Source organism: Mycolicibacterium sp. TUM20985 (genome assembly GCF_030295745.1).
Taxonomy (GTDB): Bacteria; Actinomycetota; Actinomycetes; order Mycobacteriales; family Mycobacteriaceae; genus Mycobacterium.
On the sequence record NZ_AP027291.1, the window covers coordinates 3,543,476 to 3,568,293 of the forward strand.

30 protein-coding genes are annotated in these 24,818 nt (G+C 67.0%); 16 read left to right on the forward strand and 14 right to left on the reverse strand.

Features of this window, described 5'->3' with window-relative positions:
* Nucleotides 1-6: 6 nt before the first annotated feature.
* Nucleotides 7-378, reverse strand: coding sequence for an OB-fold nucleic acid binding domain-containing protein (locus QUE68_RS17375; RefSeq protein WP_284227335.1), 372 nt, complete (start codon nucleotides 376-378; stop codon nucleotides 7-9).
* 174 nt (nucleotides 379-552) lie between these two features.
* Between QUE68_RS17375 and QUE68_RS17380 the strand changes: the two genes are divergently transcribed.
* Nucleotides 553-1,251 carry an alpha/beta hydrolase family protein gene (locus QUE68_RS17380; RefSeq protein WP_284227337.1) on the forward strand — a complete coding sequence of 233 codons (699 nt, stop codon included), beginning with the start codon at nucleotides 553-555 and terminating at the stop codon, nucleotides 1,249-1,251.
* Here the strand turns inward: QUE68_RS17380 and QUE68_RS17385 are convergent, their stop codons facing one another.
* Nucleotides 1,252-2,046, reverse strand: a complete 795-nt coding sequence (locus tag QUE68_RS17385) for a DUF3710 domain-containing protein (protein ID WP_284227338.1) — start codon at nucleotides 2,044-2,046, stop codon at nucleotides 1,252-1,254.
* The gene (dut, locus tag QUE68_RS17390; RefSeq protein ID WP_284227341.1) at nucleotides 2,046-2,510 is read right to left on the reverse strand and encodes a dUTP diphosphatase; all 465 of its coding nucleotides are present in this window, start codon (nucleotides 2,508-2,510) and stop codon (nucleotides 2,046-2,048) included. The genes QUE68_RS17385 and dut overlap by 1 nt, the downstream gene beginning before the upstream one ends.
* Nucleotides 2,511-2,535: 25 nt before the next feature.
* On the opposite strand from dut, the gene QUE68_RS17395 reads away from it, so the two are divergent.
* Nucleotides 2,536-3,024 (forward strand): DUF3093 domain-containing protein, encoded by a 489-nt coding sequence (locus QUE68_RS17395; protein ID WP_284227342.1) that lies wholly within the window; start codon nucleotides 2,536-2,538, stop codon nucleotides 3,022-3,024.
* Between the two features lie 2 nt (nucleotides 3,025-3,026).
* On the opposite strand, the gene QUE68_RS17400 is transcribed toward QUE68_RS17395, so the two are convergent.
* The gene (locus tag QUE68_RS17400) at nucleotides 3,027-3,329 is read right to left on the reverse strand and encodes a DUF4193 domain-containing protein (RefSeq protein ID WP_284227344.1); all 303 of its coding nucleotides are present in this window, start codon (nucleotides 3,327-3,329) and stop codon (nucleotides 3,027-3,029) included.
* A gap of 171 nt (nucleotides 3,330-3,500) precedes the next feature.
* Between QUE68_RS17400 and cei the strand changes: the two genes are divergently transcribed.
* Nucleotides 3,501-4,151, forward strand: a complete 651-nt coding sequence (cei, locus tag QUE68_RS17405; RefSeq protein ID WP_284227346.1) for an envelope integrity protein Cei — start codon at nucleotides 3,501-3,503, stop codon at nucleotides 4,149-4,151.
* A gap of 5 nt (nucleotides 4,152-4,156) precedes the next feature.
* Here the strand turns inward: cei and QUE68_RS17410 are convergent, their stop codons facing one another.
* Nucleotides 4,157-5,026: an inositol monophosphatase family protein gene (locus QUE68_RS17410; protein ID WP_284227347.1), complete on the reverse strand. Its 870-nt coding sequence runs from the start codon at nucleotides 5,024-5,026 to the stop codon at nucleotides 4,157-4,159.
* A gap of 67 nt (nucleotides 5,027-5,093) precedes the next feature.
* Between QUE68_RS17410 and ppgK the strand changes: the two genes are divergently transcribed.
* Nucleotides 5,094-5,882, forward strand: coding sequence for a polyphosphate--glucose phosphotransferase (gene ppgK, locus QUE68_RS17415; protein WP_284227349.1), 789 nt, complete (start codon nucleotides 5,094-5,096; stop codon nucleotides 5,880-5,882).
* 202 nt (nucleotides 5,883-6,084) lie between these two features.
* Nucleotides 6,085-7,479, forward strand: coding sequence for an RNA polymerase sigma factor (locus QUE68_RS17420; protein WP_284227351.1), 1,395 nt, complete (start codon nucleotides 6,085-6,087; stop codon nucleotides 7,477-7,479).
* Nucleotides 7,480-7,489: 10 nt separating this feature from the next.
* Here the strand turns inward: QUE68_RS17420 and QUE68_RS17425 are convergent, their stop codons facing one another.
* On the reverse strand, nucleotides 7,490-8,287 hold the full coding sequence (locus QUE68_RS17425; protein WP_284227353.1) for a hypothetical protein: 798 nt from the start codon (nucleotides 8,285-8,287) through the stop codon (nucleotides 7,490-7,492).
* Nucleotides 8,288-8,447: 160 nt separating this feature from the next.
* Here QUE68_RS17425 and QUE68_RS17430 point away from each other — a divergent pair, with 160 nt between their 5' ends.
* Nucleotides 8,448-8,858, forward strand: coding sequence for a RidA family protein (locus tag QUE68_RS17430; RefSeq protein ID WP_284227354.1), 411 nt, complete (start codon nucleotides 8,448-8,450; stop codon nucleotides 8,856-8,858).
* Here QUE68_RS17430 and QUE68_RS17435 read toward each other — a convergent pair.
* Nucleotides 8,804-9,172, reverse strand: coding sequence for a DUF952 domain-containing protein (locus QUE68_RS17435; RefSeq protein WP_284227356.1), 369 nt, complete (start codon nucleotides 9,170-9,172; stop codon nucleotides 8,804-8,806). The two genes, QUE68_RS17430 and QUE68_RS17435, sit on opposite strands and share 55 nt — an antisense overlap.
* A gap of 137 nt (nucleotides 9,173-9,309) precedes the next feature.
* Between QUE68_RS17435 and QUE68_RS17440 the strand changes: the two genes are divergently transcribed.
* A complete protein-coding gene (locus QUE68_RS17440; protein ID WP_284227358.1) occupies nucleotides 9,310-9,501 on the forward strand; it encodes a DUF7455 domain-containing protein in 192 nt (63 codons plus the stop codon).
* Between the two features lie 60 nt (nucleotides 9,502-9,561).
* Nucleotides 9,562-10,536 carry a YihY/virulence factor BrkB family protein gene (locus tag QUE68_RS17445; protein WP_284227359.1) on the forward strand — a complete coding sequence of 325 codons (975 nt, stop codon included), beginning with the start codon at nucleotides 9,562-9,564 and terminating at the stop codon, nucleotides 10,534-10,536.
* Here the strand turns inward: QUE68_RS17445 and QUE68_RS17450 are convergent.
* Nucleotides 10,526-10,762 carry a DUF3039 domain-containing protein gene (locus QUE68_RS17450; protein ID WP_284227360.1) on the reverse strand — a complete coding sequence of 79 codons (237 nt, stop codon included), beginning with the start codon at nucleotides 10,760-10,762 and terminating at the stop codon, nucleotides 10,526-10,528. The two genes, QUE68_RS17445 and QUE68_RS17450, sit on opposite strands and share 11 nt — an antisense overlap.
* Nucleotides 10,763-10,839: 77 nt before the next feature.
* Here QUE68_RS17450 and QUE68_RS17455 point away from each other — a divergent pair, with 77 nt between their 5' ends.
* The 3 genes from QUE68_RS17455 (at nucleotide 10,840) to QUE68_RS17465 (ending at nucleotide 13,173) form a co-directional block, all read left to right on the forward strand.
* Nucleotides 10,840-11,238, forward strand: a complete 399-nt coding sequence (locus tag QUE68_RS17455; RefSeq protein WP_284227362.1) for a DUF3099 domain-containing protein — start codon at nucleotides 10,840-10,842, stop codon at nucleotides 11,236-11,238.
* A gap of 150 nt (nucleotides 11,239-11,388) precedes the next feature.
* Nucleotides 11,389-12,348 (forward strand): sigma-70 family RNA polymerase sigma factor, encoded by a 960-nt coding sequence (locus QUE68_RS17460; RefSeq protein WP_286274190.1) that lies wholly within the window; start codon nucleotides 11,389-11,391, stop codon nucleotides 12,346-12,348.
* 135 nt (nucleotides 12,349-12,483) lie between these two features.
* On the forward strand, nucleotides 12,484-13,173 hold the full coding sequence (locus QUE68_RS17465) for a metal-dependent transcriptional regulator (RefSeq protein ID WP_284227366.1): 690 nt from the start codon (nucleotides 12,484-12,486) through the stop codon (nucleotides 13,171-13,173).
* Here QUE68_RS17465 and QUE68_RS17470 read toward each other — a convergent pair.
* Entirely contained in the window at nucleotides 13,170-14,231 is a 1,062-nt protein-coding gene (locus tag QUE68_RS17470; protein ID WP_284227367.1) for a DUF4192 domain-containing protein, read from the reverse strand. The genes QUE68_RS17465 and QUE68_RS17470 overlap by 4 nt on opposite strands.
* A gap of 159 nt (nucleotides 14,232-14,390) precedes the next feature.
* Here QUE68_RS17470 and sthA point away from each other — a divergent pair, with 159 nt between their 5' ends.
* The gene (gene sthA, locus QUE68_RS17475; RefSeq protein ID WP_284231018.1) at nucleotides 14,391-15,806 is read left to right on the forward strand and encodes a Si-specific NAD(P)(+) transhydrogenase; all 1,416 of its coding nucleotides are present in this window, start codon (nucleotides 14,391-14,393) and stop codon (nucleotides 15,804-15,806) included.
* Here the strand turns inward: sthA and QUE68_RS17480 are convergent, their stop codons facing one another.
* On the reverse strand, nucleotides 15,807-16,595 hold the full coding sequence (locus QUE68_RS17480; protein WP_284227369.1) for a trypsin-like serine peptidase: 789 nt from the start codon (nucleotides 16,593-16,595) through the stop codon (nucleotides 15,807-15,809).
* A gap of 145 nt (nucleotides 16,596-16,740) precedes the next feature.
* Here QUE68_RS17480 and QUE68_RS17485 point away from each other — a divergent pair, with 145 nt between their 5' ends.
* The 3 genes from QUE68_RS17485 to QUE68_RS17495 are packed head-to-tail and all read left to right on the forward strand — an operon-like array spanning nucleotide 16,741 to nucleotide 19,497.
* Entirely contained in the window at nucleotides 16,741-17,724 is a 984-nt protein-coding gene (locus QUE68_RS17485) for a proteasome assembly chaperone family protein (protein ID WP_284227370.1), read from the forward strand.
* Between the two features lie 42 nt (nucleotides 17,725-17,766).
* Nucleotides 17,767-18,789 carry an alpha/beta fold hydrolase gene (locus QUE68_RS17490; RefSeq protein WP_284227372.1) on the forward strand — a complete coding sequence of 341 codons (1,023 nt, stop codon included), beginning with the start codon at nucleotides 17,767-17,769 and terminating at the stop codon, nucleotides 18,787-18,789.
* A gap of 9 nt (nucleotides 18,790-18,798) precedes the next feature.
* Nucleotides 18,799-19,497, forward strand: coding sequence for a PhzF family phenazine biosynthesis protein (locus tag QUE68_RS17495; protein WP_286274191.1), 699 nt, complete (start codon nucleotides 18,799-18,801; stop codon nucleotides 19,495-19,497).
* 4 nt (nucleotides 19,498-19,501) lie between these two features.
* Here QUE68_RS17495 and nrdR read toward each other — a convergent pair whose 3' ends face one another.
* The gene (gene nrdR / locus QUE68_RS17500; RefSeq protein WP_284227376.1) at nucleotides 19,502-19,963 is read right to left on the reverse strand and encodes a transcriptional regulator NrdR; all 462 of its coding nucleotides are present in this window, start codon (nucleotides 19,961-19,963) and stop codon (nucleotides 19,502-19,504) included.
* 86 nt (nucleotides 19,964-20,049) lie between these two features.
* Complete coding sequence (locus QUE68_RS17505) at nucleotides 20,050-20,508, reverse strand: LysM peptidoglycan-binding domain-containing protein (RefSeq protein ID WP_455012212.1); 459 nt, start codon at nucleotides 20,506-20,508, stop codon at nucleotides 20,050-20,052.
* A gap of 200 nt (nucleotides 20,509-20,708) precedes the next feature.
* On the opposite strand from QUE68_RS17505, the gene lexA reads away from it, so the two are divergent.
* On the forward strand, nucleotides 20,709-21,377 hold the full coding sequence (lexA, locus tag QUE68_RS17510; protein WP_284227377.1) for a transcriptional repressor LexA: 669 nt from the start codon (nucleotides 20,709-20,711) through the stop codon (nucleotides 21,375-21,377).
* A 20-nt stretch (nucleotides 21,378-21,397) separates the two neighbouring features.
* Here the strand turns inward: lexA and QUE68_RS17515 are convergent, their stop codons facing one another.
* Both QUE68_RS17515 and QUE68_RS17520 read right to left on the reverse strand, forming a co-directional pair.
* Entirely contained in the window at nucleotides 21,398-23,452 is a 2,055-nt protein-coding gene (locus tag QUE68_RS17515; RefSeq protein ID WP_284227379.1) for an LGFP repeat-containing protein, read from the reverse strand.
* Between the two features lie 124 nt (nucleotides 23,453-23,576).
* Complete coding sequence (locus tag QUE68_RS17520; RefSeq protein WP_284227381.1) at nucleotides 23,577-24,737, reverse strand: acyl-CoA dehydrogenase family protein; 1,161 nt, start codon at nucleotides 24,735-24,737, stop codon at nucleotides 23,577-23,579.
* Nucleotides 24,738-24,818 lie beyond the last annotated feature (81 nt).

Sequence of the window (24,818 nt, forward strand, 5' to 3'; positions counted from 1 at the left end):
GGTGAGTCACTTCTGAATCTCGTAGTGGGGGTTGTAGATCGCCTTCGTACCGTTCTCCAGCTTGCCCAGTCGGCCGTGCACCCGAAGGGTGCGTCCCGACTCGATGCCGGCGATCCGCCGCTGGCCCAGCCAGACGAGCATCACCGCGTCGGTGCCATCGAACAGTTCTGCACGTACCCCGCCTGCGCAACCCTTGGCGTTGGTCTCGACACATCTGAGCGTGCCGACCATCGTCACTTCCTGGCCGCGCCGACAGTCGATGGCCTTCTGCGCCCCGGTGTTGGCGGCTTCGTCGCTGAGGTCCTCGACGTCCTTCTGCTCGGGGTCCTCAGTGAGCCGACGCGTCAGGCGACGCAGATAACCTTCGGCCGTAGCCATGGTCTCTCCTACCCAAGTGGTGAATCACCCTTTGATCCACCTCTTAACCAACGCCACCGTAGACCTGTTGGTTCCGATTTGCCACGTGGCGCACAGGTAGAAGATCTACCCTTCCGCGGCGCGTTCTACTCCCGTTCACCAGAGGTGATTTGACGCACACGGCACGATCGACGGATGGCCGTAAACCTGCACGGGGTCACCGTCGTCCTCCTCCCCGGCACGGGGTCCGACGACGACTACGTCTACCGCGCGTTCTCGGCCGCCCTGCACGGCGTCGGGGCCGTCGTCACGACACCGGCACCCGACCCGTCGCAGCTCGTCGGCGGCTACCTCGAGGCGCTCGAGAACGCCGCGAGGCTCGGCCCGATCGCGGTGGGCGGCATCTCCATCGGTGCCGCCGTCGCGACGTCGTGGGCTCTGGCACACCCCACCAAGTCGGTCGCCGTACTCGCCGCACTACCCCCGTGGACCGGGGCGCCGGACACGGCGGCGGCCGCGCTGACCGCCAGGCACTCGGCGCAGATGCTGCGGCGCGACGGGCTGGCGTCGGCCATCGGCGAGATGCGGGCGTCCAGCCCGCCATGGCTGAGCGCCGAGCTCACCCGGTCGTGGGTCGGCCAGTGGCCAGGACTGCCCGACGCCATGGAGGCGGCCGCGGGTTACGTCGCACCCACCAGCCGTGAGCTCGAGACCCTGACGGCGCCGATGGGCGTCGCGGCGGCGACCGACGATCCGGTGCACCCGGTGGAGGTCGCCATCGAGTGGGTGGCTGCCGCGCCCCGGGCGGCCGTGCGCACCTTCACCCTCACCGAACTCGGTGCGGATCCGGGAGTGCTCGGCGCGGCGTGCGTCGACGCGCTGATGGAGCTGTGATCACCCGCCCGTGATGGTCCTGAGCTGTTGCATGGCAGAGCCCTGCTCACTGCGCCGCGCGACCGGTTGCGGCTCCACGGCTGGCGGCGGAACGGGCTGACCGGCCTGCTGCGCATGCTCGGCCATCATCTGCTCGGCCCTGGCGCGAAGGCGCGCGATGAGCTGTTCGGACAGCTGTAACGGCAGCATGTTGCGCACCGGTTGCGGTGTATCGCCGCGTCGAACAACCGTGTCCGACAACGCATTTCGAAGATCTTGGGCGATCGCTTCGGCACTGTCGGGTGAGCCAACGGCAGCGCCGCGAACCATCCAGCGGTAGCCGTCGACACCGATGAACCGCATGACGACGGGCTCGGGGCCCGACGTCATGTGACCGACCACCTCACGCCCCCATGGACCGTCCACGATGGCGACCTCGGCGGCCTCCTTGCGCAGCGATTCGGCGACTTCGGTGACCACCTCGCGCCACAGGCTCCCCGCCTTCGGCGCCGCATAGGCCGTCACGTTGTACCGGCCGTTCGAGGTCACCATCCAGGCCATGGTCGGGACACCCTGCTGGTTGACCTCGACGGCCAGCTCGGCGGCCTCGTTCTCGGGAATCAGCACGGCGCCGAGGTCGTGTCGACCCAGTGCGGCGAGGCTCGGGTCGTCGAAGTCCTCGATGTCGAACGGTCCAACGAGGTCACCCTCGTCCTCGTCGTCGTCGCTGTCGACGGCGGCTGCCTGGACCTCGGTGGGCGAGGGGTCGGTGACCGCGTCACCGGTGGTGTCGTTCTTGCGCTTGCCGAATGCCATCACAAACTCTCGTGTCCGCCGGAGGAACCGTGGCCACCGTCGCCACGGGAGGTAACAGCCAGCCCAGCCTCGTCGAACGACGTGACCTCGACCAGCTCGGGTAGTTCGATGCGCTGAACCAGAAGCTGTGCGATCCGATCACCGCGTCGCAGGATGATCGTCTGATCCGGATCGAGGTTGATGAGTGTCACCTTGATCTCACCGCGATACCCCGCATCCACCGTGCCCGGACTGTTGACGATCGAAAGCCCTACGCGCGTCGCCAGTCCCGATCGTGGATGCACCAGCCCCACCATGCCGTACGGAATGGCCACCGCGATGCCGGTCGGCACCAGGGCGCGCCGCCCGGGAGGGAGTTCGACGTCGGTCGAGGCGTACAGGTCGACCCCGGCGTCGCCATCGTGCGCCCGGGAGGGGAGAGGCAGGTCGCGGTCCAGCCGGACGACCGCCAGAGAGGTGGACACGTCCACGGAGATTACTCTTGGCCGCGTGTCCGACACGCGCGCAGCCACCCAAACGGTGCGGTACCAGGAGCGGCTGCGGGTGCCGTGGTGGTGGTTGGTGCCCGCGTTCGTCCTGGCGTCGGTGATCGCCTACGAAGTGGGCCTGGGCATCCGGTCGCTGCCCGACTGGCTGCCGTTCGCGATTCTGCTGCCCGTCGCCGTGGCCGTCTTGGGATGGCTGGGTCGCGTGCAGGTGCAGGTGGTCAGCACGCCACAGGACGATGGCGACCACACCGAACTGTGGGTCGGGGGTGCCCATCTGCCGGTCGGCGTCATCTCGCGGTCGGCCGAGGTGCCCAAGTCGGCGAAGTCAGCGGCTCTGGGCCGCCAGCTGGACCCCGCCGCCTACGTGGTCCACCGGGCCTGGATCCCGTCGATGATCCTCGTGGTGCTGAACGACCCGGACGACCCCACCCCCTACTGGCTGATCAGTTGTCGACGACCGGACCGCGTGTTGGCGGCGCTACGCAGCTGAGGTCAGGCGGCACAATCCGTGCAGATCATCGAACCACCCTTCTCGCTGGCGAGCCGGCTGCGGTGGTGGACGAGAAAGCAGCTGGAGCAGGTGAATTCGTCCGCCTGCTTGGGGACGACCCGGACGGACAACTCCTCGCCGGACAGGTCGGCGCCGGGAAGCTCGAAGGACTCGGCGGTCTCCGACTCGTCGACGTCGACGACCGCCGATTGCGCTTCGTTACGCCGCGCCTTGAGCTCCTCGAGTGAATCCTCGGAAACGTCGTCGGTCTCGGTGCGCCGTGGAGCGTCGTAGTCGGTAGCCATCCTCATCCCCTCCCAATCGATCCGTCGCCATGCGACAGAGCTTTGTACCAGCGCAAAACGCGTCCGCCAAATCATTCGTGCCCCGACCGGGGCTGGATTGACTGTGATTTATATCACACCGGAAAACACCTGGTAGAGCCCGACGACGGGCTCTGGCCTTAAGGTGCAGGGGTGGTAGCGCAGATCACCTCCGGAACGGCGTTCGACAAACATGGTCGACCATTCCGGCGGAGGAACTTCATCCCGGGCGTCGCCCTCCTGGGCGCTCTCGCCGTCGTCGCCCTGGTCGCCTGGGTCATCGCGTTCAGTCAGACCACCGACGTGAAGCAGGCAGCCGTCTGCAACCCGCCGCCGCCGGTCGCCAACGCCACCCAGACCGCTCTCGGTGAGCAGGTCCCCGCCGCCACGATGACGGATGTCGCTCCGGCAAAGCTCGCCGACACCAAGATCCGGGTGCTCAACGCCAGCGGCCAGGGTGGACAGGCCGCCGAGGTGGCTGGCGCGCTGCGCGACCTGGGGTATGCCCCGCCGAGCGCCGGCAACGACACCGTCTACGAGAACACCCGATTGGAATGCCAGGGCCAGATCCGCTTCGGCCCGGCCGGTCAGGCGGCGGCCGCGGCGCTCTGGCTGGTCGCGCCGTGCACCGAGCTGTATCAGGACTCCCGCGGTGACGACACCGTCGACCTCGCGATCGGCACCGAGTTCTCCGAGGTGAGCCACAACGACGACATCGATGCCGTACTGGCGAGCCTGCGACCCGACGCCACCCAGCCTGCCGATTCGGCGCTGCTGCAGAAGATCCACACCGCCGCCTGCTGAGCGATTCAGAGTCCGCCTGCCCGCCGCAACGCCTCGTGGAAGTCAGCGGCGATGCCAGGTGCCGCGGCGACGATCAGGCCCGATCCCCCGGCGTCACCATCGACGGGCGGGAGGAGCATCCTGGCACCCGCCTCCTCGGCGACCAGGGCGCCCGCCGCCCAGTCCCACACGTTGACGCCGAGTTCGTAGTAGGCGTCCAGTCGGCCCGCCGCCACCATGCAGAGATCCAGGGCGCACGAGCCGACGCGACGGACGTCGCGCACGCCCGGCAACAGCCGGACCAGCACCTCCGCCTGCAGTCGACGCTGCTCCGGCGCATACCCAAACCCGGTGCCCACCAGAGCCATCGAGAGGTCGTCGACGTCATTGCAGCGCAAGGGCGTCGAGACGCCGTCCCGCTGCAGCCGGGCACCCTCGCCGCGTGCCGCGGAGAACACCTCGCCGGTGGGCACGTTCGCCACGGCCCCGGCCACGGACCGACCGTCGACCTGAACGCCGACCGACACCGCATAGGCCTCGATGCCGTAGACGAAGTTGACCGTCCCGTCGATCGGATCGAGCACCCAGGTCGGCGCGCCGTCGTGACCGATGACCGCCCCGCCCTCCTCCTCCCCGACGATCGGGTCACCGGGCCGCAACACGGCGAGCCGGTCGCGGAGCAGGCGCTCGGTCTCCGTGTCGACGATGGTCACGGGATCGGTCGGGGTGCTCTTCGACGTCACCGCCGACGCCGCCGCACCGGGGGACGACTCGGCACCGAAGACCTCGGTTCGGCGGCGCCGCACGAAGCCGGCCGCCTCCCCCGCGAGAAGTTCGGCGACGTCCCGAAGGTGGCCTGGATCGCTGTCATTGATCACTGTTCCATCGCAACACATCGCGCAAGACAAGGCACTAGGGTGTGGTTGGCGTCGCACCTGCCAGCCACTCTCACCAGGAGCGCTCATGACCGAATCCTCAGGCATCGCACCGACTGACGACGGGACCGCACGCCGCGGTTTCGGTGTCGACGTCGGCGGCAGCGGGGTGAAGGGCGGCATCGTCGACCTCGACACGGGCCAACTCATCGGGGAGCGTTTCAAACTCGCCACCCCTCAACCGTCGACGCCCGACGCCGTCGCCAAGACCGTCGCCGCGGTCGTCCGGGAATTCGGTTGGGAGGGCGACGTCGGCGTGACTTATCCCGGCGTCGTCACCAACGGGATCGTCCGCACCGCGGCCAACGTGGACAAGGGATGGATCGGCACCAACGCCCAGGACGCGATCGGTGCCGAGCTCGGCGGCCGGTCCGTCACGGTGCTCAACGACGCCGACGCCGCGGGCCTGGCCGAGGAGAAGTTCGGTGCCGGACGCGACAACAGCGGCGTGATCGTCCTGCTGACGTTCGGCACCGGCATCGGCTCGGCGGTGATTCACAACGGCGTGCTGCTGCCCAACACCGAATTCGGTCATCTCCAGGTCGACGGCAAGGAAGCCGAGCACCGCGCCGCGTCGTCCATCAAGGACGCCAAGGAGTGGAGCTACGAGCGGTGGACCACGGAAGTCACGAAGGTGCTCGTCGTGATCGAGAACGCCATCTGGCCGGATCTCTTCATCGCCGGCGGTGGGATCAGTCGCAAGGCCGACAAGTGGATACCCCTGCTAAAGAACCGGACGCCCGTGGTGGCCGCCGCTCTGCAGAACAGCGCAGGCATCGTCGGCGCTGCGATGGCCGCCGACGTCGCGCAGGCCTGATGCCGTGGACGGCTCGCCGAACTCCCCGATTTGGCGCTCGTAGGGGCAGTTCCTCTTCCTGTCGTTACAATGGGTGACGGCGGCCGCATCGCGGATGGCGGCAGATATCCAAAGCCGATAACAAACGCCATCAACTGACAGCCGACGTTCTACGGTGGCGCACGCCCACGCTACCGAGTCTTGCAAGACCGAAGGGGTGCACGTGGCAGCGACGAAGGTAAGCCCGGCGATCGAGGAGCCGGTGAAGCGCACCGTCACCAAGGCTCCCGCCAAGAAGGCCGCGGCGAAGGCCGCCACCGGCACCGCGCCCGCCAAGCGGGCCGCGAAGGCGCCGGCCAAGAAGGCCGCCGGAGCCGGTACGCGAGCGAAGAAGGGCGCCGCCAGCGAGGGTGCCGAGGTCACGACGACCGACGTCCTCGAGACCGGCGACGAGAACGAAGCCGAGCCCACCGAACTGGAAGCCGATGCGGACATCGAGCTCGAGGATCTCGAGGTCGTCGTGGTCGACGACGCGGTGGAGACAGTCGTCGACGGCAAGGCCAAGGACGCGGACGAGGCTTCCGGTGACGATGACATCGCCGAGCCGTCCGAAAAGGACAAGGCATCCGGCGACTTCGTGTGGGACGAAGAAGAGTCCGAGGCACTGCGGCAGGCGCGCAAGGACGCCGAGCTCACTGCATCGGCCGACTCGGTGCGCGCGTACCTGAAGCAGATCGGCAAGGTCGCGCTGCTCAATGCCGAGGAAGAAGTCGAGCTGGCCAAGCGCATCGAGGCGGGCCTGTACTGCACCCAGAAGATGACGGAGTTCGCCGAGGCGGGCGAGAAGCTGACCACCGCCCAGCGCCGCGACTACCTGTGGATCTGCCGCGATGGCGACAAGGCAAAGAATCACCTGCTGGAAGCCAACCTGCGTCTGGTCGTCTCGCTGGCCAAGCGCTACACCGGCCGCGGAATGGCCTTCCTCGACCTCATCCAGGAAGGCAACCTGGGTCTGATCCGCGCGGTCGAGAAGTTCGACTACACCAAGGGTTACAAGTTCTCGACGTACGCCACCTGGTGGATCCGTCAGGCCATCACCCGCGCCATGGCCGATCAGGCCCGCACCATCCGCATCCCGGTGCACATGGTCGAGGTCATCAACAAACTCGGACGCATCCAGCGTGAGCTGCTGCAGGACCTGGGCCGCGAGCCCACGCCCGAAGAGCTCGCCAAGGAAATGGACATCACGCCGGAGAAGGTGCTGGAGATCCAGCAGTACGCGCGTGAGCCGATTTCGCTCGACCAGACGATCGGTGACGAGGGCGACAGCCAGCTCGGCGACTTCATCGAGGACTCCGAGGCCGTGGTGGCGGTGGACGCCGTCTCCTTCACGCTTCTGCAGGATCAGCTTCAGTCGGTGCTCGAGACGCTCTCCGAGCGCGAGGCGGGCGTCGTGCGGCTGCGGTTCGGCCTCACCGATGGTCAGCCGAGGACACTCGACGAGATCGGACAGGTCTACGGCGTCACGCGGGAGCGGATTCGTCAGATCGAGAGCAAGACGATGTCGAAGTTGCGCCACCCCAGCCGTTCCCAGGTCCTGCGCGACTACCTGGACTAGGGCCGGGACGTCAGGGGCGCTCGCGCACCTTGTACGACATGCCCCAGGACTCGCGTGACTCATCTCCGGTGAGGGGAATCCCCTTCCCGCCGACCTGGACTGCGTACGCCTCCATCCCGACGCCGACCTCGCGATCGGCCTTCTCCTTCGCGAGGTAGAACAGTTCGTCGATGGCAAGTTCCTTGAACGCCACGAAGGTGCTCTTCCGGACCACGTGCGGACTGTTGGATTCGGCGACCATCCGATCGGTGACCACCCGGCCGGCGAGCATGGCCGCGGCCAAAAGCAGGAATGGGATCACCCAGTAGCAGACGAAGGACAGCGGCGTTCTGACGTCAAGGATGGTGGCCGTGGACCCGTTCAAGCCCTGCACGATCGGTGGAATCGCCGACGACAGGGTCATGCCGGCGAAGGCCGCGATCCAGATCCACGTGATCCGTAGCGTGATCTGAGCGAACAATTCGCTGTTGACGACCTCCTTCGGCTGATCGGCCTCGGCGATCTGGCGCACGAACGGTCGCCCGACGAGCACCCCGACGAGCGCGACGAGCAGTAGTCCGGCGGAGCTCAGCGGCTGGATCCAACGCTCCATGAACTCCTGACTCAGCACCGACGTCAGCAGGGCGAGCACCAAGAACGTTCCGATGGAACCGATCTCGAGCGAGCTGCCCGGTGCACGCTGCAGTCGGTTGACGACCAGCGCGAGCACCGCGACCGCCAGCGCCACCAGGACGGCAGCCATGAAGGGGACGTTGCCCACGAGCACCCAGTAGACGATCCACGGCGCGAAGCCCGACAGGATTCCCATGCCGGTCAGTCTAGGGAAGGCCCGTTACACCGGGGCGCCTTGCTGTCACGCCGTCCAGTGATGTCCCAGGGGCGCTGGGCGACCTCGGAGGTGCCCGATATCGTCGACGCATGTCCCACACCCAAAGGGCTCCATCTGCACGGCTCGTCTCGGCGTAGCCGTGACCGCTCATCGGATCAACGTCTCGTCGGGTTCGGCCTTCGAAGCCGAGGTGGGGTACTCCCGGGCGGTCCGAGTCGGGCCGCTCGTCGTCGTCGCGGGCACCACGGCACCGGGTGACGACGTGGCGACGCAGGCGCGGGGAGCCTTCGCGCGCCTCGAGACGGCCCTAGCAGAAGCCGGGGCCGCTCTCACCGATGTCGTCCGCACCAGGATCTTCGTCACCGACATCGCCTCCTGGCGCGAAGTGGGCGCCGTGCACCGCGAAGTGTTCGGCACCATCCGACCGGTGTGCACGATGGTCGAGGTGTCGGCGCTGATCGTCCCCGACCTCCACGTCGAGATCGAGGCCGACGCCTACGTCTCGGACGGAGGTAGCTCCGCGAATCGGCCGTCGGCCCCGGCTCGGTAGATCGTGACACTCGTCACAGCCGCCACGGGGAGTGGACCGTACAGATGCGGGAATGTCATGGATTCCGGATCGGTTTCGACGCCCGGTTCCCAGCGCACGGGGGACCCGAGACGTCCGGCGTCGAGTCGGAGCAAGACCATGTCGTCGCGCCCCGTGAACAACCGGTTGGCGGGTAGGTGCACCTGCTCGCGCGCCGAAAGATGAACGAAGCCTTGCGCGTCCAGCGACGGGGGCCTGCGCTCACCCGATCGTTGGGCTGATTCCCACTCCTCGGCAGTGCACAGGTGGAACAGGTCTCCCGGCGCAGAGATCATGAAGTCAGTGTGCCCGGCTCGCAACTTCGACGGCGCGTGAGACACGACACACCGGTGAACGACCGGGGAACAAGGCCGGAAGCGAAAACGTCTGACACAGTAGAACTAAGCACCCAGCAGATAGGGAGGCAGCGCCCATGAACGCAACTCTGACCAGTCCCGAACTGACCCGGGCTGATCGCTGCGATCGGTGCGGCGCAGCCGCCCGTGTCGTCGCCAAGCTTCCGTCCGGCGCTGTGCTGCTCTTCTGCCAGCACCACGCCAATGAGCACGAAGCCAAGTTGGTCGAGCTCGCCGCGGTGTTGGAGTCCAGCAAGATCGACTCGTAACGACCTGCTGACCCACCTCTCCGCGCAGAAGCGCGCGTCGTCGTGAATGCTGGTGTGGTCATGACCGACCAGCATTCGCCGGCGAAACCCTCGCGGCACCACCTCTGGCGCATCTTCAAACGCACGTTGAGCAAGAGCTGGGACGACTCGATCTTCTCGGAGGCCGCCCAAGCGGCGTTCTGGTGCGCGTTGTCTCTGCCGCCGCTCCTCCTGGGGATGCTCGGCAGCCTGGCGTACATCGCTCCGCTGTTCGGCGCGACGACCTTGCAGACCATCGAGGACCGGTTGATCAGCACGGCGGGAAACCTGTTCTCCAGCAACGTCGTCAACGAGATCATCGCGCCGACGGTGTCGGACATCGTGGCGGGTGCACGCGGTGAGGTGGTGTCACTCGGGTTCGTCATCTCGCTATGGGCCGGTTCCTCGGCCGTCTCGGCGTTCGTCGACTCCGTCGTCGAGGCGCACGACCAAACCGAACTCCGGCACCCCGTGCGTCAGCGCTTCTATGCGCTTGGGCTGTACGTCATCGGATTGGTCTTCGTCATCGCCACGGCGCCGTTGCTCGCGATCGGGCCCATGAAGATCGCCGAGCACATACCGGCGAATTGGCAGTACTTCTTGAGCTACGGCTACTACCCGGTCTTGCTCATCAGCCTGGTGGTCGCCATCAACGTGCTCTACCGGGTAGCGCTCCCCAGGCCACTCCCCTCCCACCGGCTGCTCTACGGTTCCGCTCTGGCGGCGGTCGTCTTCCTGGTCGCAACGCTGGGGCTACGTGTGTACCTGACGTGGATCACCGGCACCGGCTACACCTATGGGGCGCTAGCGACGCCAATTGCGTTCCTGCTGTTCGCGTTCTTCCTCGGCTTCGCGATCATGATGGGGGCCGAACTCAATGCGGCCATTCAGGAAGAGTGGCCGGCGCCCGAGACACACGCCAAACGGTTCCGCGGCTGGCTCGGCGACAAACCACGCGCTGACGCTACGGCCGTCACGGCGGCTGCGCCGCTGGACGAACCTCGAACTACTTCTTGAGCGCCTGGTAGATCCGCTTGCAGTCCGGGCAGACCGGTGAGCCCGGCTTCGCCGACTTCGTCACCGGGAACACCTCACCGCAGAGGGCGACGACATGCGTGCCCTCGACCGCGCTTTGGACGATCTTGTCCTTCTTGACGTAGTGGAAGACCTTGGGGGTGTCGTCGTCGGTCCCGTCGTCGACGCGTTCGTCGGTCTCGGTGCGTTCGATGGTCTGGGTGTCCATGCCCAACATTGTGCCCGGGAACGGATCCGTAAGAAACCGGGCCGTTTATGACGTCCCATCTGTGGAACAGTGGAGTCATGAAACACGGCCCAGAGCTGAGTTTCGACGACGATGGTTCGCCGGTCCTCATCACTCGCGCAGAACAGCCTTACGAGGAACAGCATCGCGAGCGGGTTCGCAAATACCTCAAGATCATGTCGTGGCGCATTCCCGCCCTCCTCGGTGCGGCGATCGCCTACGGCATCTGGCACAACGGCCTGATCTCGTTGGCGATCCTCGTCGCGTCCATTCCGTTGCCGTGGATCGCGGTGCTGATCGCCAACGATCGGCCCCCCCGACGCGCCGAAGAACCGAGACGCTACGTGGACCGCGGACGGATCCCGCTGTTCCCCACGGCCGAGCGGCCCGCACTGGAGTCTCACATCGACCCGCTGAAGCAACGCGGAGCCGCCGAGTGGGAGCGCGACGTTCCGTGATGTGAGGGTTCTTCTGCAATTCTCAGGAGAATCTCAGGTCATCAGCCAATAAGTGCAGGTCAGAAGGTGTGAAACCCGCAGCCCGCGGGAACTCTCTGGACCAGGTGAGCGTTGTAGCTCATGACAGTTCCAGCAGAGCAGGAGGCCGTAATGGCAAACGCCACCGCAAGCCGTATCGACACCGATCTGGACTCCCAGAGCCCAGCCGCAGACCTCGTGCGCGTGTATCTGAACGGCATTGGCAAAACCGCGTTGCTCAATGCGGCCGACGAGGTCGAACTCGCCAAGCGCATCGAAGCTGGGCTTTACGCGCAGCACCTCCTCGACACCAAGAAGCGCCTCGGGGACAGCCGCAAACGCGAACTCGGAGCGATCGTGCGTGACGGCGAGGCCGCCCGGCGACACCTGCTCGAGGCCAACCTCCGACTCGTCGTCTCGCTGGCGAAGCGCTACACGGGTCGCGGCATGCCCCTGCTGGATCTCATCCAAGAGGGCAACCTCGGACTGATCCGCGCCATGGAGAAGTTCGACTACGCCAAGGGATTCAAGTTCTCCACGTACGCCACGTGGTGGATCCGCCAGGCCATCACCCGTGGCATGGCCGATCAGAGCCGGACCATCCGACTGCCCGTCCACTTGGTCGAGCAGGTCAACAAACTCGCCCGGATCAAGCGGGAGATGCACCAGAATCTGGGCCGCGACGCCAGCGACGAGGAACTCGCCGAGGAGTCCGGCATTCCCGCCGAGAAGATCGCGGATCTCCTGTCCCACAGCCGGGATCCGGTGAGCCTGGACATGCCGGTCGGTAGCGACGAGGAAGCACCCCTTGGCGACTTCATCGAGGATGCCGAGGCCATGTCCGCCGAGAACGCGGTGATCTCCGAACTGCTGCACACCGACATCCGGCACGTGCTGGCCACGCTCGACGAGCGTGAGCAGCAGGTGATCCGGCTGCGATTCGGGTTGGACGACGGCCAGCCCAGGACCCTCGACCAGATCGGCAAGCTCTTCGGGCTGTCCCGGGAGCGGGTCCGTCAGATCGAGCGTGAAGTCATGTCGAAGTTGCGCCAGGGCGAACGCGCCGAGCGCCTTCGCTCCTACGCCAGCTAGATCTACCCCAGTGAGCCCGCCGCCCTCGCGGCGGGCTCACTTCTTTGCCCGCCACGGACACACCGCAACGGCGACGTTGGAGCCCAGTTCAGGCGCCACCACCGGTAGACTCGAAAGCGCAACGGAGGGCTGCGAATGAACGATCTGATCGATACCACCGAGATGTACCTGCGGACGATCTACGACCTCGAAGAAGAGGGCGTCGTACCTCTGCGCGCCAGGATCGCCGAACGGCTCGAACAGAGCGGCCCGACCGTCAGCCAGACCGTGTCCCGCATGGAGCGCGACGGACTGTTGCACGTCGCGGGTGACCGCCACCTCGAACTGACCGACAAGGGCCGTGCACTGGCCGTGTCGGTGATGCGCAAGCACCGGCTGGCCGAGCGGCTCCTCGTCGACGTCATCGGGTTGCCGTGGGAAGAAGTTCACGCCGAGGCGTGCCGATGGGAACACGTCATGAGCGAGGACGTCGAGCGGCGCCTCGTCCAGGTGCTCGACAACCCCACGACCTCCCCCTTCGGCAACCCCATTCCCGGACTGTCCGAGCTCGGCGTCCCGATGTCCGATGCCGACGACGTCAGCCTGATACGGCTCACCGAGCTGCCGTCGGGCTTCCCCGTCGCGGTCCGTGTGCGCCAGCTGACTGAGCACGTCCAGGGTGACGTCGAGCTGATCGCTCGCCTGAAGGACGCCGGCGTCGTACCCGACGCACGCGTCACCGTGCAGGTCAGCAACGACGGCGGCGTGATGATCGTGATTCCCGGCCACGAGCAGGTCGAGCTTCCGCACCACATGGCCCACGCCGTCCGGGTCGAGAAGGTCTAACCCGCACGCCTGCCCGGCCCCTGTCGGCGGGGTAGGCGCACGCCCAGGCGCTTGGCCAGCCGGTACCCGGTCTGCGCGAGCTCCCTGATCTGTTCCGGCCGCATCCCCGATTGCAGTGCCTGATCGAGCATTCCGGCCATGCGGTGCCTCTCGTCGACCCGCAACGCGGCTTCCAGTGACACCCCCGCAAGTGGACCATCGCCGCGCGCGTACGCCGAAAAGGCAAGTAACACAAGCGCTTCCACGCGCCACGGCTCCGGCAGCGTCCGGGCCAGCATCGCCCACAACGCCTCGGCCCGATCCGCGTCGCGCCCGACCGCGAGGGCGTACAACGTGTCGCGCACCCGTGGATCGGTGAGGCCGCAGCCCAATCTCGCCAGGTCGCCATCTGCCGGGACCGCACCCCCGGACAGCGCGCGCGCCATCGCGAGCGCGTGCTCGACGTCACCCCGCGCGTCGGCGTCGGGCCGGAGGTCTCCGTCGTGCTCGGCCTGCAGCAATGCCGCCCGCAGCGCTTCCGAGCGGGCGGCATCCGAGGTGGCGATGACCTCTTGAAGCTCGGCACGCCGGGCATAGAGGCGCCGACCGTCGAGGACCGCCGCAGCCGCCATGGGTGACGACATGGGGTCCTCGATGGTTCCCGAGCCAGGGTGGCCGTCGACTCGGCACCAGCGTCCACCCGCCTCCAACCTGTCGACGACGAAGGCGGCGAGCAGGTCGATGTCGCGTTCGTCCAGGCGTTCGGTCAGGTGCTCGACCAAGGCGTAGTGGTCGTCGAGGCACATGCGGCAGGAAGCGCCGTCATCGTCGACGATCACGGCGATCGCGCCGTCGGGACCGCTCGACGACGCTACGTCCGCCATTTGCGCGAGCGCGTTCGACAGCTGCGCGGAGAGATCGACGCGCATGACACACCCCAGCTCACCGGCGTCGACGGTGACGAGCACCAACGACTTCTCCGGGATGAAACCGAGTACTGCGGGCAATGCGGCGATCAGCGCGGCAGGTCGGTCGAGGTGGAATCCGGGAGCGCCGAAGAGGGAATTGAAGGTCGTCATGGGCCGAACTTCGCAGGACGCGGTGACGGGAAACGCTGCGACAGCCGGTCGACGCGGCTCCCTGTGGATGAAATGGCCTCTGTGGATAGCGCGGTTGTTCACGCGCTGTTGACGTTCTTGGCGTGCGAGATCAGCCCGACCGGCGTACACCTGTTCAGCATGGGTTCCATGCAGGAGTACGACCTCGTCGTCATCGGGTCCGGTCCCGGCGGTCAAAAGGCTGCCATCGCCGCCGCCAAACTCGGCAAGTCCGTCGCCGTCATCGAACGCGGTCTCATGCTCGGCGGCGTGTGCGTGAACACCGGAACCATCCCGTCGAAGACGTTGCGCGAGGCGGTCGTCTACCTCACCGGAATGAGCCAGCGCGAGCTGTACGGCGCCAGCTATCGCGTGAAGGAGAAGATCACCCCGGCCGACCTCCTGGCCCGCACTCAGCACGTCATCGGCAAGGAGATCGACGTCGTTCGCTCCCAGCTGCTGCGCAACGGCATCGAGCTGTACGTCGGACACGCCCGATTCAGCGATGCCCACACGCTTCAGGTCGAGGACCCCAGCCGCGCGGAGAGCGTCTCCGTCCGTGGCCGCAACGTGGTCATCGCGACGGGCACCAAGCCGCTCCGACCCGCGGGGGTCGAATTCGACGAGGAACGCGTCCTTGACTCGGACGGAATCCTGGACCTGAAGACGATTCCCGCGTCGATGGTCGTCGTGGGCGCCGGCGTGATCGGCATCGAGTACGCCTCGATGTTCGCCGCCCTCGGCACCAAGGTCACCGTCGTGGAGAAGCGCTCCTCGATGTTGGACTTCTGCGATCACGAGATCGTCGAGGCGCTGCGTTTCCACCTCCGTGACCTCGCCGTCACGTTCCGCTTCGGCGAGGAGGTGACCGCCGTGGACGTCGGGGCCTCCGGCACTCTCACCACGCTGGCCAGCGGCAAGCAGATTCCGGCCGAGACCGTGATGTACTCCGCTGGGCGACAAGGACAGACCGAGGATCTCGATCTGCCGGCCGCCGGTCTGGAGGCCGACAGCCGCGGACGGATCTTCGTCGACGACGACTTCCAGACCAAGGTCGACCACATCTACGCGGTCGGCGACGTCATCGGGTTCCCGGCGCTCGCGGCCACGTCGATGGACCAGGGCAGGCTGGCGGCCTGCCACGCGTTCGGCGAGCCCTGCAAGGGCATGACCGAGCTGCAGCCGATCGGCATCTACTCGATCCCCGAGGTCTCCTACGTCGGCGCGACCGAGGTGGACCTCACCAAGGACTCGATCCCCTACGAGGTGGGCGTCTCGCGCTACCGGGAGCTCGCGCGCGGACAGATCGCCGGTGACTCCTACGGCATGCTGAAGCTGCTGGTGTCCACCGAGGACCTCAAGCTCCTCGGCGTCCACATCTTCGGTACCAACGCCACCGAGATGGTGCACATCGGTCAAGCCGTGATGGGCTGCGGAGGCACCATCGAGTACCTGGTCGACGCGGTGTTCAACTACCCGACGTTCTCCGAGGCGTACAAGGTCGCGGCCCTGGACGTGATGAACAAGCTGCGTGCCCTCAGCCAGTTCAAGGCCTGATCAGCAGTCGTCGTCGAACGCCGCAGGCGCGTGATCACCAGGGCCCCCCGCCTCGGCCCGCGCCACCAAGTGCCCGATCGCATCGTCGAACGGCGGCGCGTAGGAGACGTTCTCCTCGCAGCCACCGGCCTCCAACCCACCGGTGATCCCCACCACCGTCGATCCGGCCACCCACGGCGCCCCGCTGGTGCCGTCGACCAGTCCACTGCAGCGGATCGAGGGATAGCCGTGCTCGACGGCCGCCATGCGCGCCATGCAGCCGACGGGCACTCCCCCGACGCCGAGCGCGTAACCGGTCACGACGACGTCCGTGCCGATGGCCGGACTGGGACCGATGGTGAGACCACCACCTGCCGCCGCCTCGATCGCTGCGCCGTCCTGGCGGCTCACCCTGAGGACGGCGATGTCGGCGTGCGGATCCTGAGACGACACCCACCGGGGGTCGAGGTATACGGCATCGACATGCCAATAGTCCTGCGCCGCAGCACTTTCGGCGAACGCCGGCACGAACGACGCCTCGAAACCCTCGGCCATGCAGTGCGCCGCGGTGAGGACCAGGTCGCCCGTCGTCGAATGAAGCACCGATCCGGTGCAGGTGTGCAGCGAGTCACCGCCGAGGAAGATCGCCCCCACCCTCGGGTCGGGGTTCACCGGTGCGGCCGTCGCCGTGGCCAGCACAGGTGCTTCGGGCACCGATGAGGACGGGCCGCTAGCCGTCGCCGCGAGCGGCGTGGGCTGTGCACACGCCGTCGCGATCGCCACCCATAGCAAGACCCTGGCGCGGCGCACGATCACCGATCTTGCCGCACGGGACCGAATGCGGCAGCGGTCACGGAATGGCCGCTGTCGCCAGAGGGTTCCACCGTTGCATGGGGCCGTGCGGGAGAAATCCCCGAAGTACGGGACACTGGACGTCAGGAGGTGGTGAGGCAGAATGGCCGATCACGAAGAAGGGCCGGGTCAGCACTACCAACCCGAACAGACTGGGATCTACGAGTTGGAGTTCCCCGCTCCTCAGCTGTCGTCGGAGGACGGGCGTGGACCCGTCATGATCCACGCCCTGGAAGGGTTCTCCGACGCCGGGCACGTCATCAAGATCGCCGCGACGCATCTCAAGGACACCCTCGACACCGAGCTGGTCGCGTCCTTCGCGATCGACGAGCTGCTCGACTACCGCTCGCGTCGGCCGCTCATGACGTTCAAGACCGACCACTTCACCCACTACGACGACCCCGAGCTGAACCTCTACGCGCTGCACGACAGCGTCGGCACGCCGTTCCTGCTGCTGGCCGGTCTCGAACCGGACCTTCGGTGGGAACGCTTCATCACCGCCGTCCGCCTGCTCGCGGAACGACTCGGCGTCCGCCAGGTGATCGGCCTCGGCGCCATCCCGATGGCGGTGCCGCACACCCGCCCGATCACCATGACCGCCCACTCCGGCAACAAGGAGCTGATCGCCGGCCACCAGCCGTGGGTCGGCGAGGTGCAGGTGCCCGCCAGCGTGTCGAATCTGCTCGAGTACCGCATGACCCAGCATGGCCACGACGCGGTCGGATTCACCGTGCACGTCCCGCACTACTTGGCACAGACGGACTATCCACCGGCAGCGGATGCGTTGCTGACGCAGGTTGCCAAGACCGGGTCGCTGCGACTTCCGCTTGGGTCACTCGCCGAGGCCGGCGCAGAGGTGCACGACAAGATCAACGAACAGGTGTCCTCCAGTGACGAAGTCGCTCAAGTGGTGACGGCCCTGGAGCACCAGTACGATGCGTTCGTTGCTGCCCAAGAGAATCGATCGCTACTGGCGCGTGACGAGGATTTGCCCAGTGGCGATGAACTCGGCGCCGAATTCGAGCGTTTCCTCGCCGAGCAGACCGGAGACGATTCGGTTGACGGGGGCGGCGACACCGGGTCCTGATCGGCCGCCTGACCCAGGGCCCGACGACGAAGTTGGTGATCGGTGACCAAGCGACAGCCCAACTTGCGGCCCGTGCGCGAGCTCAGCCCGACGCTGCACTACCGCACCATCCACGGGTATCGACGCGCGTACCGGATTGCCGGGTCGGGGCCGGCCATCCTGCTCATCCACGGCATCGGCGACAACTCCACGACCTGGAGCACCGTGCAGGCGAAACTCGCCCAACGGTTCACGGTGATCGCTCCGGACCTGCTGGGCCATGGCAAGTCCGACAAGCCCCGCGCCGACTACTCGGTTGCTGCCTACGCGAACGGCATGCGCGACCTGCTCAGCGTCTTGGACATCGACCGGGTCACCGTCGTCGGACATTCGCTCGGCGGCGGGGTGGCCATGCAATTCGCCTATCAGTTCCCGCAGTTGGTGGATCGACTGATCCTCGTCGGGGCCGGCGGAGTGACAAGGGACGTCAACGTCGCCTTCCGGATCGCCTCCCTGCCGTTGGGGAGTGAGGCGCTAGCGCTGCTGCGTCTGCCGATGGTGCTACCCGCACTGCATCTGCTCGGTCGGGTCGGCGGCCCACTTCTCGGCACCACCGGTCTCGGTCGCGACCTGCCCCACGTCCTGCGCATCCTCGCCGACCTCCCGGAGCCGACGGCGTCCTCCGCCTTCGCCAGGACCCTGCGCGCGGTGGTCGACTGGCGGGGCCAGGTGGTGACCATGCTCGATCGATGTTATTTGACGGAATCGGTTCCCGTGCAATTGATTTGGGGTTCTCGCGATTCGGTGATCCCGGTCAGTCACGCGCGCATGGCGCACGCCGCCATGCCGGGCGCGCAACTCGAGGTGTTCGAGGGGTCCGGCCACTTCCCCTTCCACGACGATCCCGACCGCTTCGTCGAGGTCGTGGAGAAGTTCATCGATTCGACCGACCCGGCCGTCTACGACCAGGACATGCTGCGCGACCTGTTGCGTGCCGGGGCCAGCGAGGGTGGTCTCACCGGTTCCATCGACACCCGCGTCGCGGTGCTCGATGCCATGGGGGCCGACGAGCGCAGCGCCACGTAGCATTTGCCCATGGCCTTGAACGTCGACGTCGTCCGCGTGTTCACCAGCCCGAACGGCGACTACGGAAACCCGCTCGCGGTGGTCGACGCCAGCCTGGCGCCGCCCGCCGAGAGGCAGTGGATCGCCGCCCAATTGGGTTACAGCGAAACTATTTTCATCGATCTGCCGGCTCCGGGTGCGGGTACCACCACGGCGCACATCTTCACGCCCGTCACGGAACTGCCGTTCGCGGGGCATCCGACCGTTGGCGCATCGTGGTGGCTGAGGCAGCGCGGCACCCCGGTCAAGACGTTGCAGGTGCCTGCGGGCGTCGTCCAGGTGAGGTACGAGGACCGGCCGGATGGTGAGGTCACGGTGATCAGCGCCAGGGCAAAGTGGGCGCCGGAGTTCGCGATGCACCGGTTGGCATCGGTGGACGACGTGCTCGCGGCCGGAGCCGACGACTTCGACGCCGACGTCGGTCACTACGTCTGGGCGTGGATCGACGAGTCGGCGGGAACCATTCGGTCACGGCTGTTCGCCAACAACATCGGCATTCCCGAGGACGAGGCGACCGGCGCGGCCGCGGTACGCATCACCGAACAGCTGAGTCGCGACCTCGTCATCACCCAGGGCCAGGGTTCGGAGCTCCGTACCACGTGGAGTGCCGAGGGATGGGTCGACGTCGCGGGACGTGTCGTCGAAGACGGGGTCCGTCGGCTCGACTGATCGGTCAGGGAGACGGCACGCCGCGATGGGCGCGCAGCGCCTCGATCTCGCGTTCGAAGTCGGCAGCGGACGAGAACGAGCGGTACACCGATGCGAAGCGGAGGTACGCGACCTCGTCGAGATCACGGAGGGGGCCCAGGATGGCCAGGCCGACTTCGTTGCTGGGCACCTCGGGTGACCCGGCGGCCCGAACGGCATCCTCCACCTTTTGCGCCAACAGGTTCAAGGCATCGTCATCGACGTCGCGCCCCTGGCACGCCCGGCGAACGCCCTTGATGACCTTCTCGCGACTGAACGGTTCGGTGACGCCACTGCGCTTCACCACGGCGAGTACGGCCGTCTCCACCGTGGTGAACCTGCGCCCGCACTCCGGGCAGGAGCGGCGGCGCCGGATCGCTTGACCCTCGTCGGCTTCCCGGGAGTCGACCACCCGCGAATCCGGGTGACGGCAGAACGGACAGTGCATCTCCGCTCCTTCGCCGCGTGCTCTTACTCCGGTCGCATACGAGCGTACCGTTGCACGGCAGTGCGTTTCACGGCGCATGCTGCGGATCAACCCACCGGCGCGATGAGCGACTGCCCGGCGTCGACCGCCGCGGAGTCCAGTTCGTTGAGATCGCGGATCTCGGCCACTATCGCACCGACCGCAGCGTCCGGTGCGATCCTCTGCGCCAGCTGCTCCAGCGATTCGCCTGCCTGCACCTGAACCACGGCCAACCGCGCCGGGGAGGGTGCCGGTGACTCGTGGGTTCCGCCGAGCTGCGCAACCAGGCCGAGCCACACGGTGATGGCCGCGGCGACGAGCGCCAACATCACGGTGGCCAGCGGGGTCACCGGCCTGCGCCGGTGCGATGCGCGCGACATCAGCACTCCGGTGCCGCGGTAGTTCAGCGGTGCGCCGGCCGGCCGGTGCGGCTGGGGCCCGCGCCTCGCGGCAGACGTCGTCCGGCGCACCGGCCGCATGGGCCGCACGACGAGATCGGTGGGGTCTTCTCGGGTGATGATGGTCATCTGGCGGGCCTTTCGCATGGTGTCCGTTCGCTCCTGTGTTCGAATGCTAATCGCTCAGGTGTTCGATGACTAGAACATGTGATCGAACTGTTGCAAACGGTATCGCGACCCACCGACACGTCCGCCCGGCCAAAGAATTGGCACGACACGCGTCGAACACATGTTTGATTCTGCCCTCGGGTAGGACTACATTCGGCGCCATGAGTGACATCAACGACACGGTCCTGACCGAACGTCAGCGCACCATCCTGGAGGTCATCCGGAGCTCGGTCACCACGCGGGGATACCCGCCCAGCATCCGCGAGATCGGTGACGCCGTGGGCCTGACCTCGACGTCGTCGGTCGCGCACCAACTCCGCACGCTGGAACGCAAGGGCTACCTGCGTCGCGACGCCAACCGACCGCGCGCGGTCGACGTGCGGTCCGCAGACGATCCCTCGCGGTTGGCGGGGCCGGTCGTCACGACCGACGTCGCAGGCTCCGACGCCCTGCCCGTACCCACCTTCGTCCCCGTGCTCGGGCGCATCGCCGCCGGCGGACCGATCTTGGCCGAAGAGGCAGTCGAAGACGTGTTCCCGCTACCGAAGGAACTCGTCGGTGAAGGGTCGCTCTTCCTGTTGAAGGTGGTCGGCGAGTCGATGGTCGACGCCGCGATCTGCGACGGCGACTGGGTCGTGATCCGCCAGCAGAACGTGGCGGACAACGGCGACATCGTCGCCGCGATGATCGACGGCGAAGCCACCGTGAAGACCTTCAAGCGCACCGGTGGTCAGGTGTGGCTCATGCCCCACAACCCGGCCTTCGACCCGATCCCCGGTAACGACGCGGCCATCCTCGGCAAGGTCGTCACCGTCATCCGCAAGATCTAATACTCGCGGCCGACGGCCGGCTAACCCTTGGTGAAGCCGTTCGTCAAGGCGAACTCTTCACTGGCGAACCAGATTTCGGCCCTGGCGCGGTCGTACTGGCCCGTTCCGGGCATCCAGTACAGCCCCGTCTTGGTGTCGGCCTTGATCGGATAGCCGGCGGGTGCGTCGAAGGGGTCGTCCATCGCCAGTCGCAGCGACGTCTCCGCGACCACTGGCTCGGTGAACTGGATCGCTGCGTGCCGACCGCTGGGCGGCCCGCTGTCCGGCTCCGGCTCCAACTCAGGATCCGGCTCCAACTCCGGCTCCAGCTCTGGCTCCAGCTCTGGATCCGGATCGGGTACCACTTCGGCCTGCACCTCGGTGTGCTCGTAATCGTCGGGTTGGTCGACCCGAGGGTCGTGAGAGTCGTCGAGGGCGGCGAACCACGCCGTCTCCCGCTCCTCGCCTGACGTGACGATCGGTGTCGGCGCGGTGTCGATCACGTCCTGATCCGCGGACAGGTCGGCCGCGAAACCGTCGGCCACGCCATGCCGATCGTCGGCGGGAAGGTCGTCATCCTCGCCGGAGGGCATCGCCCAGCCACTCCGCCGCTCGTCGGCCTCGGACTTGGCGGTGCTGATCGGTCCGGAGTCGAAGTCGTCGCGATCGTGGTCGTAATCATCGTCGTATTCGCCGTGCTCATAATCGCCGTCGAAGCCGTCCAACGGTGCCCGGTCGTCGTGCCTGCGCCGATTGAGCAGGACGGCCGCCGCCACCACCCCGATGAGCACCACGACCGGCACGATGCCGAGCAGCCACCACCAGTTCGGGCGGAACCACGTCGAATCTCCCTCCGACGGGGTGTCGGCAGCACCCTGCGCCTGCGGAGCAGCACCGCCCGGTACCTCCAGGCCCTGCAGCTGCGATTGCAGACTGGGCGGCTCGGTGGTGAACGCGTTGGTCTTCCCGTTCCAGGAGATGGCGCCACCGGAGAACTTCTGCGTGACGACGTCATCGCTCTCGGTCTGGTCGGCCGTCGGCGCGCCGAGTTCCCCGGTCGCTCCGCCCAGCTTCGTCCACGCGGCGTTCATCGCCCCGCGCACGATGACGGCTCCGAAGTCGGGTGTCCAGAAGATCACCGGCCGATCGGCGGCGGCGAAGCTCGCGATCTTGCTCATCGGCGCGAGGCCGCCGTCGTCTTCGCTGCTCGTCGGGAAGCCGAGATCGCCCTCGGGTCCGCCCACGCTCTCGTACTTGGCCAGTACCTGTCCGGTCAGGACGTTGGCACCGGTCGTGGGGCTGTAGAAGATCTTCCCACCGGCATAGTTCTGCCCCGCGCCGTCGGTGCCGATGCCGTACTGCTCGCCGTCGGCGGCGCCGAGGGGCCCCAGGGGCCCGCCAGCCGACCTTCGCGCCGCGGCGATGGCCGTGGTCACGTCGCCGGGAACCTGCAGCCCTCCGAGCTGGTCCGCCAGCTCCGGGGGCGTCGTCGTGAAGGTGTTCGTCTTCCGATTCCACGTCAGCTGTCCGCCAGAGAACGTCTGGCTGACGTCGTCACCGCGATAGCTCTCGTCGTCCGTCGGAACGCCCAGCACACCCGCCGAGCCGCCGAGTTGGTCCCACGCGGCGTTGATGGCGCCCCGAACGACGTGCGCGCCGGTGTCCGGGGTCCAGAAGATCACCGGCCGGTCGGCAGCACTGAACGTGGTGTTGCGGCTGCCCGGTGCCTTGCCGTCACCCTCGTCGATGGTCGGAAATCCGAGGTCCCCGTCACCCGGACCCCCCAACGACTGGTACTCGTCGAGGATCGCGCCCCGCATGGCGTGCGCGCCGGAGTCCGGGGTGAAGAAGATCTTGCCGCCGGCGAAGTTCTGGCCGAAACCCGCACCCACCGGGTAGACGCCACCGTCCTTGATGCCCAGTGGACCGCCTGCGCCACCGCCTGCATCCCAGGCCGACGTGATCGCCGCGTCGGCGTCATCCTCGGGTGCCGCCACCGCGAGGGGTGCGACGAGCAGTGCGGCAGCCATCACCGCTACGACGCCGGCGCCCGTGCGTCCGATCGTCCTGCTCACCCGGGTTCGAAGCCCCGTCATTGCGTCCTCCCAGCGAGCTGTGCCGGACTCCCTTGAGTTCCGCGTTCGTCAACTCTGCGTCAGTCGACGTCCATCTTGAGGGATATCCAACCCGTCCGAGGAAAGTGTCGCGAGAAGGGGCGGGTCACACACCGACGCTGCGGCCGATGATCTCCTTCATGATCTCGGTCGTTCCGCCGTAGATCGTCTGCACTCGCGAATCAAGATAAGCCCTGGCCACGGGGTATTCGCGCATGTAGCCGTACCCGCCGTGCAGCTGCAGACAGCGGTCGATCAGATAGACCTGCTTCTCGGTTGCCCACCACTTCGCCATGGCGGCTTGTTCGGCAGTGAGCTTCTCGTCGAGGTGCAGCCGAATGAACTCGTCGACCGTGATCCGCACGGCGGTGGCGTCGGTGGCCAGCTCCGCCAGCAGGAATCGAGTGTTCTGGAAGCTGCCGATGGGCTTGCCGAACGCCTTGCGGTCCTTGGTGTACTGGATGGTCTGCTCGAGGATGGCCTCCATCCCCGCCGCGGCGCCGATCGCGATCGAGATGCGCTCCTGCGGCAGGTTCTGCATCAGGTAGACGAAACCCTGGCCTGCTTCACCGAGAAGGTTCTCGGCGGGCACCTGAACGTCGGTGAACGACAGCTCGGCGGTGTCCTGGGCGTCCATGCCGATCTTGTCGAGATGGCGGCCGCGTTCGAAGCCGGCCATCCCCCGCTCGACCACCAACAGCGAGAAGCCCAGCGCGCCCTTGTCCGGGTCGGTGCAGGCCACCACGATCACCAGGTCGGCGTGAATGCCGTTGGTGATGAACGTCTTCGAGCCGTTGAGCACCCAGCTGCCGTCCTCCTGCTTGACGGCGCGGGTCTTGATGCCCTGGAGGTCGCTGCCGGTGCCCGGCTCGGTCATGGCGACCGCGGTGATGATCTCGCCGCTGCAGAACCCGGGTAGCCAGCGCTGCTTCTGCTCCTCGGTGGTGAGGCGCAACAGGTACGGGGCGATGACGTCGTTCTGCAAGGGGAAGCCGAGGCCGCTGTAGCGGTGGGCGGACGTCTCCTCTGTGATGATCGTGTTGTAGCGGAAGTCGTCGTTGCCGCCGCCGCCGTACTCCTCCGGCACGGCCATGCCGAGGAAGCCCTGCTTGCCCGCCTCTAGCCAGACTCCGCGGTCGACGATCTTGTCCTTCTCCCACTGGTCGTGGAACGGCGCGACGTGGCGCTCCAGGAAGCCGCAGTAGGACTCGCGGAAGAGGTCGTGCTCGGGTTCGAAGAGGGTGCGGTCGTACTTGATGGCGCCCATGGGCTACCTCCGGATCGGTGAAGCGGGATGTGCTGTCGACGATATACCACCCAACCGGATGGTTGACTCCGTGACGCCGCC